Origin of the sequence: Streptomyces sp. NRRL B-24484 (genome assembly GCF_000717715.1) — a bacterium.
In the GTDB taxonomy this organism is placed as follows: domain Bacteria; phylum Actinomycetota; class Actinomycetes; order Streptomycetales; family Streptomycetaceae; genus Kitasatospora.
This window is the reverse complement of sequence record NZ_JOAI01000005.1, coordinates 255,923-272,704: the sequence shown is the minus strand read 5'-3', so window position 1 is coordinate 272,704 and position 16,782 is coordinate 255,923. Positions and strand designations below refer to the sequence as shown.

The following is a 16,782-nucleotide window of genomic DNA, read 5'->3' as shown; positions in this document are numbered from 1 at the left end:
ACGACGTGTCACCCAGTCCGAGGTTGCACCATCGACCGCTGCCCGACCGGACACCAGTCCCGGCCGCCGCCCGACCGCCACGACCACCACAACCCCGGTCGGCCGCCCCGACCGCCCCGGGTTGTGGAGGTGCGAGGTGAGCCCGCATACCGTCCTCCCGGCCGAGTCGGGAGCGGCACCGGCCGCAGCCGCAGCCGGACAACCCGCGGCCGACCGCGCCGCCGACGGCGAACCCGCGAATACCGCGGCGGCGCCCGCCCCGACCCGGACCGCCGACCCGGCGGCCCCCGCAGCCGCACCCGGACTGCCCGCCCTGCCGGGACTCCCGCAGGCGCTCACCACCAGGGCCCGCACCCTCGCCGGCGCCGTACGCCGCCGCTGCGCCGCCCTCGCCGCCATGGAGTCGCCCAGCGGTGACACCGCCCGACTCGACGCCCTCGCCGAAGAACTGTCGGCCGGCTTCCGCGCCACCGGTGCGCGGGCCCGCCGCGAGAAGGGCCCGGCCGGCGACCACCTCGTCCTGGAGTGGACCGGCCGCGAGGAGTCCCTGCCCCACCTGCTGGTGGTCGGCCACCACGACACCGTCTGGCCGGCCGGCACCCTCGCCGACTGGCCGGTGGTGGAGGAGGGCGGCCGCCTCAGCGGCCCCGGCGTGCTCGACATGAAGGCCGGACTCGCGCTGCTGGAGGGCGCCTTCGCCCTGCTCGCCGACCTCGGGCAGCGCCCGCACCGGACGGTCCGGCTGGTGGTGGTCTCCGACGAGGAGGTCGGCAGCCCGGACGGGCGGCGCCTGGTCGAACGCCAACTCCCGGGCGCCGCGGCCGTCCTGGGCCTGGAACCGCCGCATCCCGACGGCCGGCTCAAGACCGCCAGACGCGGCTCCACCCGCGTCCTGCTCAGCGTCACCGGGCGGGAGGCGCACGCCGGCAACAACGCCTCCGAGGGCGTCTCCGCGGTCGACGAACTGGTGGACCAGCTGGTCGCCGTCCGCGGGCTCGGCCGGATGCCCGGCACCGAACTCAACACCGGCCGGATCACCGGCGGCACCCGCGCCAACGTGATCGCCGGCCGCGCGGAGGCCGAGCTCGGCCTGCGCTTCGCCACCGCCGAGGCGCAGCGCCGCGCCCTCGACACCCTCGCCCACCTCACCGCCCTGCGGCCCGGCGCCAAGGTCCGCACCGAGGTGCTCTCCAGCCGGCCGGCCTGGCCCGAGCGGTCCGTCAACCCGCTGCTCCGGCACGTCCGTTCGCTGGCCGCCGCGCTCGGCGAGCAGGTGGACGGCGCCCCGGCCGGCGGCGCCGGCGACACCAACATCGCCGGCGCCCGAGGCCTGCCCACCCTGGACGGCCTCGGCGCCGTCGGCAGCGGCCCGCACGCCCGGCACGAACACGTGCTGGTCGACCAGTTCGCCCCGCGGATCGCCCTGCTGGCGGCGCTCCTGGCCGTACCGCTGCCCCGCCTGCGCGACCGCGCCTGACCCCCCGGCCCCGGTCCGGGCGGCGACCCCGCCCGGACCGCCCGCCCGGGCCCGCCGGGTCCTCCGTGCACGGACCCGCCCGCGCCGCTGCGCCCCGCACCCGTCCGGCCCCTCGCCCCCGGCGCCGCGGCGCCCCGTTCTCCCGCCCTCCGCGACCGCCGTGGACCGTGCCTTGTCAGGCCGGGGTCCGGCCGTACAGAATGGGACCGACCGAACGGTCAGTCGGGAGGTGGGTGGAGTGACGGCGACGGAGCTGAGCGAGGCGACCCTGGAGGGGCGCTTCGACGCTGTGGTGGGTGCCGAGCAGCGGATCGAACCGCGCGACTGGATGCCGGACGCCTACCGGGCGACCCTGGTCCGCCAGATCGCGCAGCACGCGCACTCGGAGATCATCGGCATGCAGCCGGAGGGCAACTGGCTCACCCGGGCCCCCTCCCTGCGCCGCAAGGCGATCCTGCTGGCCAAGGCGCAGGACGAGGCCGGCCACGGCCTGTACCTGTACGCGGCGGCGGAGACCCTCGGCGTCGACCGGGCCGAGCTCACCGAGAAGCTCATCAGCGGCCGGCAGAAGTACTCCTCGATCTTCAACTACCCGACGCTGACCTTCGCCGACGTCGGCGTGATCGGCTGGCTGGTGGACGGCGCCGCGATCTGCAACCAGGTGCCGCTGTGCCGCTGCAGCTACGGCCCGTACGCCCGGGCGATGGTCCGCATCTGCAAGGAGGAGTCCTTCCACCAGCGGCAGGGCTACGAACTGCTGATGACGCTGATGCGCGGCACCGACGCCCAGCGCCGGATGGTGCAGGACGCGGTCGACCGCTGGTGGTGGCCGTCGCTGATGATGTTCGGCCCGCCGGACGACGACTCCCCGAACAGCGCCCGGTCGATGGCCTGGCGGATCAAGCGGCACTCCAACGACGAGCTGCGCCAGCGCTTCGTCGACATGACCGTGCCGCAGGCCGAGCACCTCGGCGTCACCCTCCCCGACCCGGCCCTGCGCTGGAACGAGGAGCGCGACAGCTGGGACTTCGGCGAGCCCGACTGGTCGGAGCTCAAGAAGGTGATCACCGGGCAGGGCCCCTGCAACGCGCAGCGCGTCGAGCGCCGCCGGGCCGCCCACGAGGACGGTGCCTGGGTCCGCGAGGCGGCCCTGGCGTACGCGGAGAAGAAGCGGAGCGCACAGTGAACGCGAACCGGGCCGGCTGGCCGCTCTACGAGGTGTTCGTCCGCCCGCGGCGCGGCCTGAACCACGTCCACGTCGGCTCGCTGCACGCCGCCGACGACCGGATGGCGCTGCTCGCCGCCCGCGACCTCTACACCCGCCGCAACGAGGGCGTCAGCCTCTGGGTGGTGCCCTCCGCCGCGATCACCGCCTCCACCCCGGACGAGCAGGACCCGTTCTTCGCCCCCAGCGGGGACAAGGTCTACCGCCACCCGACCTTCTACGACATCCCCGAGGATGTCCCGCACATCTGAGCCCGCACCGTTCGACCAGGGGATGCCGACATGACCGACGACCACGTGTACCTGACGCTCAGCGAGGCCGGGCCCGAGCCCGAGGGCGAGGCCCGCTGGGCGTACGGCACCGGCTTCGCCGACCCGCTGCTCGGCGTCGACACCGCGCTGCCGGACGGCGTCGAGGGCGCCGACCTCGCCGCGTACTGCCAGATGCTCGGCGACGACGCCCTGGTGCTCTCCCAGCGGCTCATCGAGTGGTGCACCCGGGCGCCCGAGCTGGAGGAGGAGGTCGCCCTCGCCAACCTCGGCCTCGACCTGCTCGGCCAGGCCCGCCGGCTGCTCACCCGGGCCGGCCAGGCCGACGGCTCCGGCCGCACCGAGGACGACTTCGCCTACTGGCGCGAGGACCACGAGTTCCGCAACGTCCGGCTGGTCGAGGTGCCCAACGGCGACTTCGCGCACACCGTCGCCCGGATCCTGGCCTTCGCCACCGCCCGGCAGGCCCTGTTCCAGCGGCTCGTCCACCACGCCGACCCGGTGCTCGCCGCGGTCGCCGCCGCCGGCACCAAGGAGCTCGCCTACCACCGAGAGTGGGCCCAGGAGTGGCTGCTGCGCCTCGGCGACGGCACCCCGTACTCGCACGAGCGGATGCAGGCCGGCCTCGACGCCGTCTGGCCGCTGCTCGACGAACTCTTCACCCCGCACCCCGTCGAACTGCGGCTCGGCACTGACCCGGCCGACCTGCGCGAACCCGTGCTGGCGCTGCTCGCCGACGACATCGCCGAGGCCACCCTGACGGTGCCGGACGCCGCCCCGCTGGCGTACGTCGGCGGCCGGGCCGGCCGCGACGGCGTGCACACCGAGGACCTCGGCCCGCTGCTCGCCGAACTGCAGGTCGTCGCCCGCGCCCACCCGGGGGCGACATGGTGACCACCACCACCCGCGCCTGGGAGGCGGCCGCGGCCGTCACCGACCCCGAGCTGCCCATGCTCACCCTCGCCGACCTCGGCGTGCTCGCCGGCGTCGAGGAGAGCGGCGACGCCGTCACCGCCTGGCTCACCCCCACCTACTCGGGCTGCCCCGCCGTCGCCGAGATGGCCGCCGACGTGGACGCCCGGCTGCGGGAGGCCGGCTACACCGACGTCACCGTGCGGCTGCGGCTCGACCCGCCGTGGTCCACCGACCTGATCAGCGACGAGGGCCGCCGCAAGCTCGCCGAGGCGGGCATCGCCCCGCCGGCCCCCGGCGGGCCGCTCACCGGCGGTGTGCTGCAGCTCGGCCGGACCCGCCGGGCGGTGTCCTGTCCGCAGTGCGGCTCCGCCGACACCGAGGAGCTCTCCCGCTTCGGCTCCACCGCCTGCAAGGCGCTGTGGCGCTGCCGCAGCTGCCGCGAGCCGTTCGACCGGATCAAGGAGATCTAGATGGCCGTCCGCCGCCCGACCTTCCACGAGCTGCGCATCGCGGCCCTGGAACCGCTCTGCGAGGACGCCGTCGCGGTCACCTTCGAGGTGCCGGACGCCCTCGCCGAGGACTTCGCCTTCCGTCCCGGCCAGACGCTCACCCTGCGCCGGATCGTGGACGGCGCCGACGAGCGCCGCTCCTACTCGCTCTGCTCGCCGGTCGGCGGGCCGCTGCGGATCGCGGTGCGGGAGGTGCCGGGCGGGCTGTTCTCCCGCTGGCTGGTCCGGGACGCCCGGGTCGGCGAGCCCGTCGAGGTGATGCCCCCGACCGGCCTGTTCACCCCCGAACTCGACGAGCCCGCCGAGCACGTGCTGATCGCCGCCGGCTCCGGCATCACCCCGATGCTCTCCATCGCCGGCTCCGTGCTCGACGCCCACCCCGGCTCCCGGGTCACCCTGCTCTACGGCAACCGCCGCAGCGACACCGTGATGTTCTCCGACGAACTCGCCGACCTGAAGGACCGCCACCTCGGCCGGTTCCAGCTCGTCCACGTGCTCTCCCGGGAGAGCCGCGACGCCGAACTGCTCAGCGGCCGGCTCGACCCGGACCGGATGAAGGCCCTGGTCGGCGCCCTCCTCGACACCCCCGCGGTCGACCACTGGTGGCTCTGCGGCCCCTACGGCATGGTCGTCGGCGCCAAGCACCTGCTCGCCGAGCTCGGCGTGCCCGCCGACCGCGTCCACCAGGAGCTCTTCCACGCCGAGGACGAGCCCGAGTACGAGCGCGGCGAGGAGCAGCCCGTCTCCGGCGACCTCAGCGAGGTCACGGTCGTCCTCGACGGCCGGTCCAGCGTGCTCGCGCTGCCCCGGGACCGCTCGGTGCTGGACGGCGCCCAGCGCTCCCGCCCCGACCTGCCGTTCGCCTGCAAGGGCGGCGTCTGCGGCACCTGCCGGGCGCTGGTCTGCGAGGGCGAGGTCGAGATGCGGCGCAACTTCGCCCTGGAGGAGAAGGAGGTCGCCGCCGGCTACGTCCTCACCTGCCAGGCCCGCCCCGTCACCGACAAGGTCACCATCGACTTCGACCGGTAGCGGGCAACCCCCACCGGGGGACGCGGGCAACTGCGCAATCGGGACGCGGGCAACCACTAGGGGCGCGGGGAACCTCGCAATGTGGGGGTGGCCGTCACGACGGTTCGGGCCGGGCCGAAACCCGTACGGTGGTCCGCCTCCGAATTGCGCAGTTCTCCCCCAGCCTTCGGCCGGGAGGTGCCCCCACGCGCCCCCTGGTCGGGTGTTCCGAGCAGGCGGACGATGTCGTTGGTTGCCGTGCGGCCGGCGCGGTTGGCGCCGACGGTGCTGGCCGAGGGGCCGTAGCCGACCAGGTGGATCCGCGGGTCGGCGGCGGCCCGGGTGCCCTCCATCCGGATGCCGCCGCCCGGCCCCCGCAGGCCCAGCGGGGCGAGGTGCGTCACCTCGGGCCGGAAGCCGGTCGCCCAGACGATCGCGTCCACCTGCTCCTCGGCACCGTCCCAGGCGGCCCCGTGCGCGGTCAGCCGGTCGAACATCGGCCGGCGCCGCAGTACGCCCAGCTCCTCGGCCCGCCGGTACGCCACGGACGGGCCGAGTCCGGTCACGCTCACCACGCTCCGCACCGGCAGCCCCTCCCGCACCCGCTGCTCCACCAGCGCCACCGCCGCCCGCCCGGCCTCGGGGGTGAACGGGCCGTCCCGGTAGACCGGCGGCCGCCGGGTCACCCACACCGTCTCGGCCACCGCGCCGACCTCCGACAGGACCTGGATCGCCGAGGCTCCGCCGCCGACCACCATCACGCGCTGCCCGGCGAACTCGTCGGGGCCGCGGTAGTCCGCGTAGTGCAGTTGCCGGCCCCCGAAGCGTCCCGGGTAGTGCGGCAGGAACGGCCTGGTCCAGGTGCCGGTGGCGTTGACCAGCGCCCGTGCCGTCCAGTCGCCGCGGTCCGTCTCCACCCGGAGCCGGCCGTCCGGCAGTGACCGCACGGCCCGTACCCGCACCGGCCGCACCACGGGCAGCGCGTGCTTCGCCTCGTAGGCGGCGAAGTACCCCGGGACCACGGTGTTGGCCGGGGCCTGCGGGTCGACCTCGGGCAGTTCGAAGTCCGGCAGGTCGTGGAAACCGTGCACGGTGGCCATCCGCAGCGAGGGGGAGCGGTGCGCCCAGGCGCCGCCCGGGGCCGGGTCCGCGTCCAGCACCACGAAGCCGCGGTACGGCTCGAACCCGCGCCGCCGCAGGTGGTAGGCGGCGGACAGGCCGGCCTGCCCGGCACCGATCACCACGACGTCCACCTCACGCGGCACGCCCCAGGTCGTTTCGCCTTCAACGGTCATGCTCGTGGAACATTGCAGGAGCCGCACATGTTCCGCGGGCCACGCCGACGGCCGGCGGTGCCGTGGACGCCGACCTCGGCGCCGACGTCGGCGGCCGCGGTGACGTCGAAGCGGAACATCGGCACCGCCTTGCACCGCGCGCGGCACGCCGAACGGCCCGGTCCCGCGCATCCGGCGGGACCCGGCCGTCGACGGCGGGTCAGGTGAGGGGGACGATCCGGGCGGCGGTGCCGTAGGCGCAGACCTCGGTGCCGACGTCGGCGGCCTCCGTGACGTCGAAGCGGAACATCAGGACCGCGTTGCCGCCGCGGGCCTTCGTCTGCTCGATCAGCCGGTCCATCGCCTGGTTGCGGCTCTCCACCAGGGTCTTCGTCAGGCCGCGCAGCTCACCGCCGACCAGTGACTTCAGCCCCGCGCCGATCTGCGAGCCGATGTGCCGGCTGCGCACCGTCAGGCCGAAGACCTCGCCGATGACGTGCTCGACCCGGTGCCCGGGCACGTCGTTGGTGGTCACCACCAGCACCTCGGCGTCCGGGCGCTGCCCGCCGCCGTACTCGTCGATGTTTCCCATGCTCCCCACCATCGGTGACGGGCCGTGGGAAGCCGACCCGGCTCGCCGGTGGGGCCCCGATCCTCGTCCGACAGGGTCCTCCGCCACGGGAGTCCCGCCGTGCTGAGGGCCGCGCTGCAGGGCATCGGCCTCGGGCTGCTCGTGATCGTCGTGGTGGTCGGCGCACCGCACTCACCCCGCGGCAGCACCACCGTCACCGTCGAGCCCTCCGCCGTGCACGTCGAACCGGACGCCTCGGAGGACCACGGCAGCGCCTGAGGGCCACTGCCGGGCCACCACCGGGGCGGCGCCCCGGCGCGCGCCGCCCACCACGCGGAAGAAGGTGGCGGACACCGGTGATTCCCGGGCCGCCCTGGCCGTACTGTAGGCGCATGGGCGAGCGAAGCGATCATCCGCAGGGGCCGGGCGCGGCGGAGGACTCCGGCGCGCAGGAGATCGAGGCGACGGTGGTGCTCGGGATCCGCATCACCGACTGGCCGACACTGCGCGCCGCCGCGCTGGCGGCCGTGGACGAGCTGGACTTCGACGGGGCCGACCCCGTCGGTCAGCGCAGCGAACTGCTCCGCGAGGTCGCCGACGACCCCAACGCGGCGCTCGGCGTGCTGCTCCACCCGGACCGGCTGGTCGCCGCCGTCCCCGGCATCGAGGCGCTGGGCGGCACCCTGGAGATCAGCGTCACCGACGACTTCGCCCCCGACTTCGCCGAGCTCTTCCCGCTCGACGGCGAGGACGGCGAGGGCGCCGACTGGACGCTCACCCCGCGCACCGCCTGCCTGCTCCACACCCAGCTGGTGGGCCTCGCCGACGCCGCCTACGACGACCTGGAGGAGCACGAGGACGAGCCCGTCACCGAGGGCGACGAGCCCGACTGGACGGTCTACGCCCGGCTGCCCCGCCGCACCTGGTCGATGCACCGCACCTGGCGCCGGGCCCTCGCCCGCACCTTCGACGACCTCGCCGAGGACCTCTCGCTCGGCGAATGGCCGCTGCCGCGCTGCCTCGCCGAGGAAGTGGCGCTGCGGACGGCCCTCGCCGACGCCCGCAGCCTGCTCGGCGCCCAGCCCGAGTCGGTCGCCGACATGATGGGCGACCTGCCCGCCGACCTCTACGACTACGACTGGGACGGCTGCGCCGACGAACTCTTCGGCGTCTACGGACCCGACGAGGGCGACCCGGACCTGGAGACCGCCGACCGGATCGACCAGCTGCTCGCCGCCACCCACCCCGAGGGCTGGTTCCTCGGCTACGAGGACGCGGAGGAGCGCGACCCCCAGCGCGGATACCGCCGCTGACGCTGCAGCGGCTGCTGGCATGCTGGTGGGGTGAGTTCTCCCTTCGTTGCCCCGAGCACCCCCGACGAGCCCGTCGACCGCGACAGCAAGGAGCAGTACGTGCTGCCCCTGGTCGTCCGCATCGAGCGGGCCGACCCGCCCGCCCGCACCGACGCGCTGGAGACCTCGGCCCGCGCCGTGCTGACCCTGCTCGCCGACCCCCGGGTCACCGACGGGGACGGCGAGTGGGCCGAGCGGGTCGAGGCCTGGGAGGACGCCAGGATCCGCAAGGTCGTCCGGCGGGCCCGCGGCGGCGAGTGGCGCAAGGCCGGCGAACTCCCCGGCATCACCGTCACCGGCGCCACCGCCGAGGTGCGGGTCTTCCCGCCCGTGCCGTTGGACGGCTGGCCCAAGGAGCTCGCCAAGCTGCAGGTCTCCGGCACCGACCTGGACGATCCCGAGGCCCCCGCCGCACCCGCGGAGGGGCTGCCCGTGCTCTGGCTGAACCCCGACCTGGAGATGAGCGCCGGCAAGACCATGGCGCAGACCGGCCACGCCGCCCAGCTCGCCTGGTGGCGGCTGGACGACACCCGTCGCAAGGAGTGGGCCGAGAGCGGCTTCGCCCTCGCCGTCCGCACCGCCGCCCCCGAGGCGTGGGCCGCCCTCACCGAGAGCGGCCTGCCGCTCGTCCGCGACGCCGGATTCACCGAGATCGCCCCCGGCAGCTGCACCGTCGTCGCCGACCACCCCGCCCTCCGGTAGCGGTGCTCGACTACGACGGCGAGGCCGCGACCTACGACGCGACCCGTGGCGGGGAGGAACGCGCCGGGGCCGCGGCCCTGCTGGTGGACGTCGCCTGCGGCACCGGCATCGTCACCGCCCGGCTCCGCCGCCCCGGCCGGACCGTCCTCGGCGTCGACCGTTCCGGCGGCATGGCCGCCGTCGCCGCCGGGCGGCTGCCCGGCCACGTGCTGCTCGGCGACGCCGGCCGCTCGCGCCCGGCCGGGCGGACGCCGTCGTCCTGGTCCGGCTGCTGTACCTGCTGCCGGACGCCGAACCGGTGCCCGCCGAGGCCGCCCGGGTGCTCCGGCCCGGCGGCGTGGTGATCACCACCGTGGACAATGACGCCGCCGCCTTCGGCACCGACAGCGACATCGCCCGGCTCACCGCACCCCTGCGGGAGGCCCACGGGGACGTCCGCCGACGGCCACCGCACGGTGCGGGAGGCCGGCGCGCGCCACGGCCTGCGGCCCGCCGCCGAGACCGGCTTCGACGGCACCGGCCGGGGCCGCAGCCCGGTGGAGTGGCGCCGCGCCGTCGAGGCCGGCCGCATCCCCTGGGCCGCCGCAGCCGGCCCCGACCGCACCACCGAACTCTGCCGGGACCTCGCCGCCCTCCCCGACCAGCACCGTCCGCGCCCGCAGCCCCGCTACCGCCTGCTGGCCCTCGAACGCGGCTGAGCTGCCGGGCCGGCCCCCGACGGGCGAACCCCTCAGGCCGGGCGGGGGCGGGCCGCCGGGCGGGCCTCGGCGACGGCGAGGCCGGTGACCGAGGCGAGCAGGACGGCCGTGCCGGCGGCGGTCGCCGCGGTCAGGTGCTCGCCCAGCAGCAGGACGGCGATCCCGGTCGCGCTCACCGGTTCGATCAGGGCGATCACCGAGGCGGTGGTGGCCCGGACGACCGCGGCGCCCGCGAAGTACAGCGCGTACGCGAGGGCGGTCGGCACCGAGGCCAGGTAGACCAGCAGCAGCACCGTCCGGCCGAGGCCCGCGGACTGCGGCAGCAACCCCTCGGCGAGGGCGAACGGCAGCAGGCAGACCGCGCAGACCGCGAACGACCACAGCGTCGTCGCCGACGGGCTCTGCGTCTCACCGGCCCGGCCGAGCCAACGGGTGTACAGGGTGATGCAGCCGTACCCGGAGGCCGACACCAGCGCCCAGAGCACCCCGGCGGGCCGGACCTCGCCGCTGCCGCCGTCCCCGAGGACGAGGACGGCCAGGCCGGCCAGTGCCCCGAGCACGGCCACGAGGCCTGCCCCGCCGAGGCGCTCGCCCATGGTCAGCCGGGCGCCGACGGCGACCAGCACCGGCGCCGACCCGAGGGTCACCACGGTGGCCACCGCCAGACCGGTCTGCTGGACGGCGACGAAGTACGCGGCCTGGAAGACCGTCAGCCCGAGGCCGTTGACGGCGATCCGGACGATCCGGCGGCGCAGCGGCAGGACCGCACCCGCCGGCCGCTGCCGGTCACCGCGCCGGCGCCCGGTGCAGGCCCGGACGGCCAGCAGCAGGACGACCCCGCCGACCGACCGCCAGAAGGTGAGGGCCAGCGGGCCGAGCCCGCTGCCCTGGTACAGCAGTGCGGCGGCGGCACCGGCGGTGCCCCAGGCCGTCGCGGAGAAGGTGATGTAGAGCAGGCCCCGGCCGACGGGCAGGGCGGAGGGGGTGGACATGGGTGTTCTCCCACAGAAGAGGTCGGTCGCACGGTCCCGTCCGCGGGCAGCGCCGGCCGCCCCGGGGCCTCACCCCGGAGTCACGGTCTTCCGTGGCCTCGCCGCCCGCTCAGGCGGCGGGAGGTGGCAGAACAGCCAGATGCACGGCCGCCACCCTACCCGCCCCACCCCCGACCCCCGCCGCGGGCCCGCGCGGTCAGGCGTCGTGCCGCCGTAGCGAGACCAGCCCGCCCCACGCGGCGGCCGCCGCCCAGAGCGCCATCACCAGCAGGCCCGTCCAGTGGCCGTAGGGGACGGCCGGGTCGGCGCGGTAGGTCGTCGCGTACAGGCCGGCCCGGTCCGGCAGGAAGTACGCGGCCTCGCGGACCCCGGGCACCGCGGTGAGGAAGGTCGTCCCGAGGAAGACCGCGGGCGTCAGCAGGCCCATGGCGGCCGTGAGGTTGCGCAGCATCGCGGTGGCGCCGAGGCAGATCACCAGCAGCAGCGGGTGGTACAGCACACCGGCGACGATGCTGCGCACCGCCCCGGGCTGCCCGAGGTCCAGGCCCACGGTGGCGGAGGTCGCCAGGTGCGCGCCGGCCACCGAGAGCAGCCCGACGACCAGCCCGACCCCGGTGCCCAGCAGCAGCTTCCCGGCGTAGAACCGGCCGCGCCGCGGCACCGCCGCGAGTGAGGCCCGCACCGTGCCGGAGGCGTACTCCTGGCCGATCAGCAGGATGCCGCTGCAGACCACCGCGACGTGGCCGAAGAGCAGGCCGTAGTAGATGCCGCCGGCCGGGTCGTCCGTCAGCGAGGTGTCGACGCGGCCGTACGCGGCCTGCACGGCGGCGGTGATGCCGGTGGTGAGCAGCACCGCGAGCAGAGGGGTGATCCACTGGGAGCGCAGTGTGGTGAACTTGGCCCACTCCGCGCGGAGGGCGAACGCCGCGCTCATGCCGCCACCGCCCGGTACTCCACCGCGTCCGCGGTCATCCGCATGAAAGCCTCCTCCAACGAGTCCTGCAACAGCGACAGTTCGTACAGGGCGACACCGTGCCGGGCGGCCAGTGCGCCGATCTCCTCCGGGGCGGTGCCGGTGACCTCCCAGGCGCCGCCCTCCACCGGTTCGGCCGCCGTGCCCGAGGTGCGCAGCAGGTCGGCCAGCTTCAGCGGGTCGACGGCGCGCACCCGGACCCTCGTCCGCCCGTGCTGCGCCAGGAAGGCCCCGGTGGACAGGTCGGCCAGCAGCCGGCCCCGGCCGACGACCAGCAGGTGGTCCGCGGTGAGCGCCATCTCGGCCATCAGGTGGGAGGAGACCAGCACCGCCCGGCCCTCGCCGGCGAGACCGCGCAGCAGGGTGCGGATCCACCGGATGCCCTCCGGGTCGAGGCCGTTCACCGGCTCGTCCAGCAGCAGCACCGGCGGGTCGCCGAGCAGGGCGGCGGCCACGCCGAGCCGCTGCCGCATGCCGAGCGAGAAGCCCTTGATCCGCCGGTCGGCGGCCTCGGCCAGCCCGACCTGCTGCAGCACCTCGTCGATCCGGCGCCGCGGCAGGCCGTTGCTCGCCGCGAGCCAGCGCAGATGGCCGCGGGCCGTCCGGCCGCCGTGCACCGCGTGGGCGTCCAGCAGGGCGCCCACCCGGCGCAGCGGTGCGTCGAGTTCGGCGTACGGGCGGCCGTGCACCAGCGCCTCGCCCGCGGTCGGCCGGTCCAGCCCCAGCACCATCCGCAGGGTGGTGGACTTCCCGGCGCCGTTCGGGCCGAGGAAGCCGGTCACCCGGCCCGGCTCCACCCGGAAGTCCAGTCCGTCCACGGCCGTCGTCGCGCCGTACCGCTTGGTCAGGTTCCTGACTTCGATCACCGTCGTACCTCCCCTGGTCGATGCCTCCAGCCAACCGGGCCGGCGGCGCCGGGGGATCCCGCCCGGGAGTGGACCGTCTCCCTCCCGGGAGGGAGGCGGTGCACCGCGCCGAGCTGGGAGGATCGCGTCGTGCCCCGTTTCCTCGCCCCGCTGTTCCGGGCCGCCACCTACGCGCGCTGGCTGCACCTGCTGACCGGGACGGTGTTCGTCGCCGTCGTCCTGCTGGTGTACCCGGGCACCGAGACCGGACGGCCGCTGTGGTGGGTGGTGGCGGTGAGCGCGGCGCTGGATGCGGCGCTGCTCGGCCTCGCCGCGCTGCTGCCGGCCACCCGGCGGGCCGAGGGGGTGCTCGCCGGGCTGCTGCTGGTGCCCGGCCGGGAGGAGACCATCGGGGTCGCGCCGTCCGCGGGCTGGCGCGACCGCGGCCGGACGGCGGTCTGGCTGGTCGCCCGGGTCGGTCTCGGCTTCGCGGCCGGGCTGGCCACCGTCCACGGGCTGACGACCGCCGTCGACCTGCTGACCGCCCCGCCCTGGGGGCCGCTGCTGGTGCCGCCGTTCGGCCTCGCCCTGCTCTGGCTGGTCGTCCTCGCCGGACGGCTCCAACTCGCCCTGGCCGTGCGGCTGCTGGGCCCGTCCGCGGCGGACCGGCTGGCCGCAGCGGAGCTGCGCGCCGAACGCCTGCTGGAACGCAACCGGCTCGCCCGGGAGTTGCACGACTCGATCGGCCACGCCCTCACCGTCACCGTGCTGCAGGCCGGCGCCGCACGGGAGGTCGCCGACCAGGCCTTCCGCGAGAAGGCCCTGGAGGCGATCGAGACCACCGGCCGGCAGGCCATGGAGGACCTGGAACGGATGCTCGTCCTGCTCCGCGAGACCCCGGACGGCGCCGCCGCCGAGCGGCCCGGACTCGACCGGGTGCCCGCCCTGTTCGAGGCCGCCCGGGCGGCCGGCAGCCCCGTCGAGGCGTCCATCGACCCGGCACTCGCCGCCCGGCTGCCCGGCGTGGTCTCCCGCGAGGCCTACCGGATCGTCCAGGAGGGCGTCACCAACGCCCTCAAGCACGCGCCCGGCACGCCGATCCGGGTCCGGGCCGCACTCGACGCCGGCCGGCTCGACCTGCGCTGCGCCACCGCCCTGCCGGTCGGCCCGCCGCGCGGCGGACGGGCCGCCGGCGGCCGGGGGCTGCGCGGGATCCGGGAACGGGCCGTCCTGCTCGGCGGGGAGGCCGAGGCCGGCCGCGCCGACGGTGACTGGGTGCTCTCCGTCCGCCTGCCGATACGGTTGGCCGGATGATCGACATCCTGCTGGTGGACGACGAGGAACTCGTCCGGACGGGCCTGCGCGCGGTGCTGCAGGCCCAGGGCGACCTGCGCGTGGTGGGGGAGGCGGCGGACGGCGCGGAGGCGCTCGGCCTGGTCCGCTCACTGCGGCCGCAGGTGGTGCTGATGGACGTCCGGATGCCCGAGGTGGACGGCCTCACCGCCACTCGCGCGATCCTCCGCGACACCGACGCCCCGCCGAGGATCCTCGTCCTCACCACCTTCGAGAACGACGACTACGTGTACGAGGCGCTGCGGGCCGGTGCCGCCGGCTTCCTGCTCAAGCGGGCCAGGCCGGCCGAGATCGTGCACGCCGTCCGGCTGGCCGAGGCCGGCGATTCGCTGCTCTTCCCCGCCGCCGTCCGCCGGCTGGCGGCCGGGCGAAGTGACGCCGGGGCGGCCGCGGCCCTGGCCGGCGCCGGGCTGACCGCCCGCGAGGCGGAGGTGCTGCGGCTGATGGCCCGCGGCCTGTCCAACGCGGAGATCGCCGAGGAGCTGGTGCTCGGTGTACAGACCGTCAAGACCCACGTCAGCGCCGTCCTCGGCAAGCTCGGCGCCCGCGACCGCACCCAGGCCGTCGTCACCGCCTACGAATCGGGCTTCGTCACCCCGGCGTGACGGCACGTCCGCGCGCGGCGCCGCTGCGGATGTGGAAAGGCCTGGTCAAGCGGGCGGCCCCGGCGGAAGGAGTGTCACCCCCCGGTCCCATACTGATCCCCGCTCGTGTTCCGTCGAAGAGGGATCCCCATGCTTTCCAAGCGTTCCGTCGCCGCGTCCGTCCTGTGCGCCCTGCTGGCCACCGGTGCCACGGCGTGCAACGGTGACAAGAACGGCCCGGCCGCCGCTCCCGCGCCGGCCAAGCCGTCCGCCAGCCCCGTGCCCACGCTGGCCGTGGACACCCTGACCGCGGACCAGATCTCCGACCGGGCGCACGCCGCGATGGCGGCCCTCGCCTCGGTGAAGGTCGACGGCGAGCTGACGATGGACGGCGGCAAGCTGGCCGTCCACCTGACCTCCGACAAGCAGGGGAACTGCAGCGGCACCGTCGCCTCCCCCGAGATCGGCCAGTTCGAGCTCCGGCACTCGGGCACCAAGACCTGGCTGAAGGCCGACGAGACGACCTGGAAGAAGGCCGTGGCGAAGGAGCCGGGTGCCACCGCCCAGGACGCCGCGATCGCCGCCGAACTCTTCAAGGGGCGCTTCATCACCGGCGGCGACAGCCGGGCGGAGCTGGCGGAGGCCGCCATGATGTGCAACCTGATCAAGGGCCTGTTCGCCGACGACAGCGACAAGGGCAAGGAGAAGATCGCCAAGGGCGGCGCCGGCACCACCAACGGCGTGAAGACCTTCGGCCTGACCGTCACCACCGAGGACGGCGAGACCGTCACCCTCCACATTGCCACCGAGGGCAAGCCCTACCTGGTCCGCATGGAGCAGCTCCAGGGCAAGGAGCCGGCCGCCTTCGACTTCAGCGAGTTCGACAAGCCCTTCACCGTGCAGGAGCCGCCGGCCGACCAGGTCGTGGACTTCTCCGTGTTCGAGAAGAAGGTGAAGAAGGCCTGACCTCAGGCCGGGTAGGCGTGGGTCTGGGCAGCCTTGACGGTGGCCCAGACCTCGCGGCCGGGGGCGAGGTCGAGTTCGGCGGCCGCGCCCGGGGTGAGGTCGGCGGCGAGCGGCAGCGGGCCGGCGAGGTCGACCCGGATCCGGTCGCCGTGCAGGTCGAGACCGGCCACCGTGAGCGGCCAGGCGTTGCGGGCGCTGGAGTCGGGGCGGCCGCGGTGCAGGGTCACCGCGTCCGGCGGGAAGGCCACGAAGGCCGGGCCGGTGAGCTGCTCGGTGGTGGCGAGCACGGTGCCGTCCGGCAGGGTGACGGTGCGTCCGTCGGCGGTGCCCCGGTAGAGGTTGAGGCCGACCAGGCGGGCGATGTAGTCGGTGCGCGGGTGCCGGGCGATGTCGGCGGGCGTGCCGGACTGCACCTCGCGGCCGTCCTCGATCACCACCAGCCGGTCGGCGAGCACCATGGCGTCCAGCGGGTCGTGCGTGACCAGCACCGCGACCGCCTCGAACTCGGCCAAGTGCCGCCGCAGTTGCGCCCGGACGTCGAGCCGCGTCCGGGCGTCCAGGGCGGCGAGCGGCTCGTCGAGCAGCAGCAGCCGCGGCCGGACGGCGAGCGCCCGGGCCAGCGCCACCCGCTGCGCCTGGCCGCCGGAGAGACTGCGCGGCCGACTGGCGGCGTGCTCGGCGAGGCCCATCCGCTCCAGCCAGGGCCGGGCGGCCTCCCGGGCGGCGGACTTGCGCAGGCCCTGGCAGCGCAGGCCGAAGGCGATGTTGTCGAGGGCGCCGAGGTGCGGGAAGAGCAGGTAGTCCTGGAAGACCACGCCGACCGGGCGCTCCTCGGCCGGGGTGTGCAGGCCGGCCGCCGGATCCTCCAGCACCGCACCGTCCAGGGCGAGCCGGCCGTCGGTGAGCGGCAGCAGGCCGGCGAGGGCACGCAGCGCGGTGGACTTGCCGGCGCCGTTCGGCCCGAGCAGGGCCAGCACCTCGCCGGGGGCGGCGGTGAGCGCGAGGTCGAGCGAGAACGCGGCACGGTCGACCCGCAGCCGGGCATCCAGGGCGGGCGGGGTCATCGGGT

General features: G+C 75.6%; 18 protein-coding genes and 1 pseudogene. 13 read left to right on the top strand and 6 right to left on the bottom strand.

The window, feature by feature from the left end; translation table 11 throughout:
• Window positions 1-136: 136 nt before the first annotated feature.
• The 6 genes from IE98_RS0106815 to paaE all read left to right on the top strand — a co-directional run bounded on the left by IE98_RS0106815 (window position 137) and on the right by paaE (window position 5,424).
• The gene (locus tag IE98_RS0106815) at window positions 137-1,477 is read left to right on the top strand and encodes a M20 family metallopeptidase (RefSeq protein ID WP_199922875.1); all 1,341 of its coding nucleotides are present in this window, start codon (window positions 137-139) and stop codon (window positions 1,475-1,477) included.
• A gap of 229 nt (window positions 1,478-1,706) precedes the next feature.
• Window positions 1,707-2,663, top strand: a complete 957-nt coding sequence (paaA, locus tag IE98_RS0106810; protein WP_030265763.1) for a 1,2-phenylacetyl-CoA epoxidase subunit PaaA — start codon at window positions 1,707-1,709, stop codon at window positions 2,661-2,663.
• A complete protein-coding gene (gene paaB, locus IE98_RS0106805) occupies window positions 2,660-2,953 on the top strand; it encodes a 1,2-phenylacetyl-CoA epoxidase subunit PaaB (protein WP_030265759.1) in 294 nt (97 codons plus the stop codon). The genes paaA and paaB overlap by 4 nt, the downstream gene beginning before the upstream one ends.
• Window positions 2,954-2,983: 30 nt before the next feature.
• On the top strand, window positions 2,984-3,865 hold the full coding sequence (gene paaC / locus IE98_RS0106800; protein ID WP_030265755.1) for a 1,2-phenylacetyl-CoA epoxidase subunit PaaC: 882 nt from the start codon (window positions 2,984-2,986) through the stop codon (window positions 3,863-3,865).
• Complete coding sequence (gene paaD / locus IE98_RS0106795) at window positions 3,859-4,356, top strand: 1,2-phenylacetyl-CoA epoxidase subunit PaaD (protein WP_030265747.1); 498 nt, start codon at window positions 3,859-3,861, stop codon at window positions 4,354-4,356. Before paaC ends, paaD begins: the two co-directional genes overlap by 7 nt.
• Window positions 4,357-5,424, top strand: a complete 1,068-nt coding sequence (paaE, locus tag IE98_RS0106790) for a 1,2-phenylacetyl-CoA epoxidase subunit PaaE (protein WP_030265744.1) — start codon at window positions 4,357-4,359, stop codon at window positions 5,422-5,424. It abuts the gene before it with no gap.
• A gap of 56 nt (window positions 5,425-5,480) precedes the next feature.
• On the opposite strand, the gene IE98_RS0106785 is transcribed toward paaE, so the two are convergent.
• Entirely contained in the window at window positions 5,481-6,698 is a 1,218-nt protein-coding gene (locus IE98_RS0106785) for an FAD-dependent oxidoreductase (RefSeq protein ID WP_078660810.1), read from the bottom strand.
• Between the two features lie 199 nt (window positions 6,699-6,897).
• Window positions 6,898-7,269 (bottom strand): YbjQ family protein, encoded by a 372-nt coding sequence (locus IE98_RS0106780; RefSeq protein ID WP_030265738.1) that lies wholly within the window; start codon window positions 7,267-7,269, stop codon window positions 6,898-6,900.
• Between the two features lie 99 nt (window positions 7,270-7,368).
• Here IE98_RS0106780 and IE98_RS48930 point away from each other — a divergent pair, with 99 nt between their 5' ends.
• The 4 genes and pseudogenes from IE98_RS48930 to IE98_RS52505 all read left to right on the top strand — a co-directional run bounded on the left by IE98_RS48930 (window position 7,369) and on the right by IE98_RS52505 (window position 10,000).
• The gene (locus IE98_RS48930) at window positions 7,369-7,527 is read left to right on the top strand and encodes a hypothetical protein (protein WP_159400841.1); all 159 of its coding nucleotides are present in this window, start codon (window positions 7,369-7,371) and stop codon (window positions 7,525-7,527) included.
• Window positions 7,528-7,640: 113 nt separating this feature from the next.
• The gene (locus IE98_RS48925) at window positions 7,641-8,561 is read left to right on the top strand and encodes a hypothetical protein (RefSeq protein ID WP_052390210.1); all 921 of its coding nucleotides are present in this window, start codon (window positions 7,641-7,643) and stop codon (window positions 8,559-8,561) included.
• 30 nt (window positions 8,562-8,591) lie between these two features.
• A complete protein-coding gene (locus IE98_RS0106765; RefSeq protein ID WP_030265733.1) occupies window positions 8,592-9,302 on the top strand; it encodes an aminoacyl-tRNA hydrolase in 711 nt (236 codons plus the stop codon).
• A 2-nt stretch (window positions 9,303-9,304) separates the two neighbouring features.
• Window positions 9,305-10,000 (top strand): annotated as a pseudogene (locus IE98_RS52505) (class I SAM-dependent methyltransferase).
• A gap of 32 nt (window positions 10,001-10,032) precedes the next feature.
• On the opposite strand, the gene IE98_RS0106755 reads toward IE98_RS52505, so the two are convergent.
• The 3 genes from IE98_RS0106755 to IE98_RS0106745 all read right to left on the bottom strand — a co-directional run bounded on the left by IE98_RS0106755 (window position 10,033) and on the right by IE98_RS0106745 (window position 12,831).
• On the bottom strand, window positions 10,033-10,992 hold the full coding sequence (locus tag IE98_RS0106755) for a DMT family transporter (protein WP_030265731.1): 960 nt from the start codon (window positions 10,990-10,992) through the stop codon (window positions 10,033-10,035).
• A gap of 196 nt (window positions 10,993-11,188) precedes the next feature.
• The gene (locus IE98_RS0106750) at window positions 11,189-11,926 is read right to left on the bottom strand and encodes an ABC transporter permease (RefSeq protein WP_030265728.1); all 738 of its coding nucleotides are present in this window, start codon (window positions 11,924-11,926) and stop codon (window positions 11,189-11,191) included.
• On the bottom strand, window positions 11,923-12,831 hold the full coding sequence (locus tag IE98_RS0106745; RefSeq protein ID WP_030265727.1) for an ABC transporter ATP-binding protein: 909 nt from the start codon (window positions 12,829-12,831) through the stop codon (window positions 11,923-11,925). The genes IE98_RS0106750 and IE98_RS0106745 overlap by 4 nt, the downstream gene beginning before the upstream one ends.
• 129 nt (window positions 12,832-12,960) lie before the next feature.
• Here IE98_RS0106745 and IE98_RS0106740 point away from each other — a divergent pair, with 129 nt between their 5' ends.
• The 3 genes from IE98_RS0106740 (at window position 12,961) to IE98_RS44310 (ending at window position 15,713) form a co-directional block, all read left to right on the top strand.
• Window positions 12,961-14,124 carry a sensor histidine kinase gene (locus tag IE98_RS0106740; RefSeq protein WP_030265721.1) on the top strand — a complete coding sequence of 388 codons (1,164 nt, stop codon included), beginning with the start codon at window positions 12,961-12,963 and terminating at the stop codon, window positions 14,122-14,124.
• Window positions 14,121-14,768, top strand: a complete 648-nt coding sequence (locus tag IE98_RS0106735; RefSeq protein ID WP_030265718.1) for a response regulator transcription factor — start codon at window positions 14,121-14,123, stop codon at window positions 14,766-14,768. Before IE98_RS0106740 ends, IE98_RS0106735 begins: the two co-directional genes overlap by 4 nt.
• Window positions 14,769-14,897: 129 nt before the next feature.
• On the top strand, window positions 14,898-15,713 hold the full coding sequence (locus IE98_RS44310; protein ID WP_052390209.1) for a hypothetical protein: 816 nt from the start codon (window positions 14,898-14,900) through the stop codon (window positions 15,711-15,713).
• A 2-nt stretch (window positions 15,714-15,715) separates the two neighbouring features.
• On the opposite strand, the gene IE98_RS0106725 is transcribed toward IE98_RS44310, so the two are convergent.
• Entirely contained in the window at window positions 15,716-16,777 is a 1,062-nt protein-coding gene (locus tag IE98_RS0106725; RefSeq protein ID WP_030265715.1) for an ABC transporter ATP-binding protein, read from the bottom strand.
• Window positions 16,778-16,782: the final 5 nt, after the last annotated feature.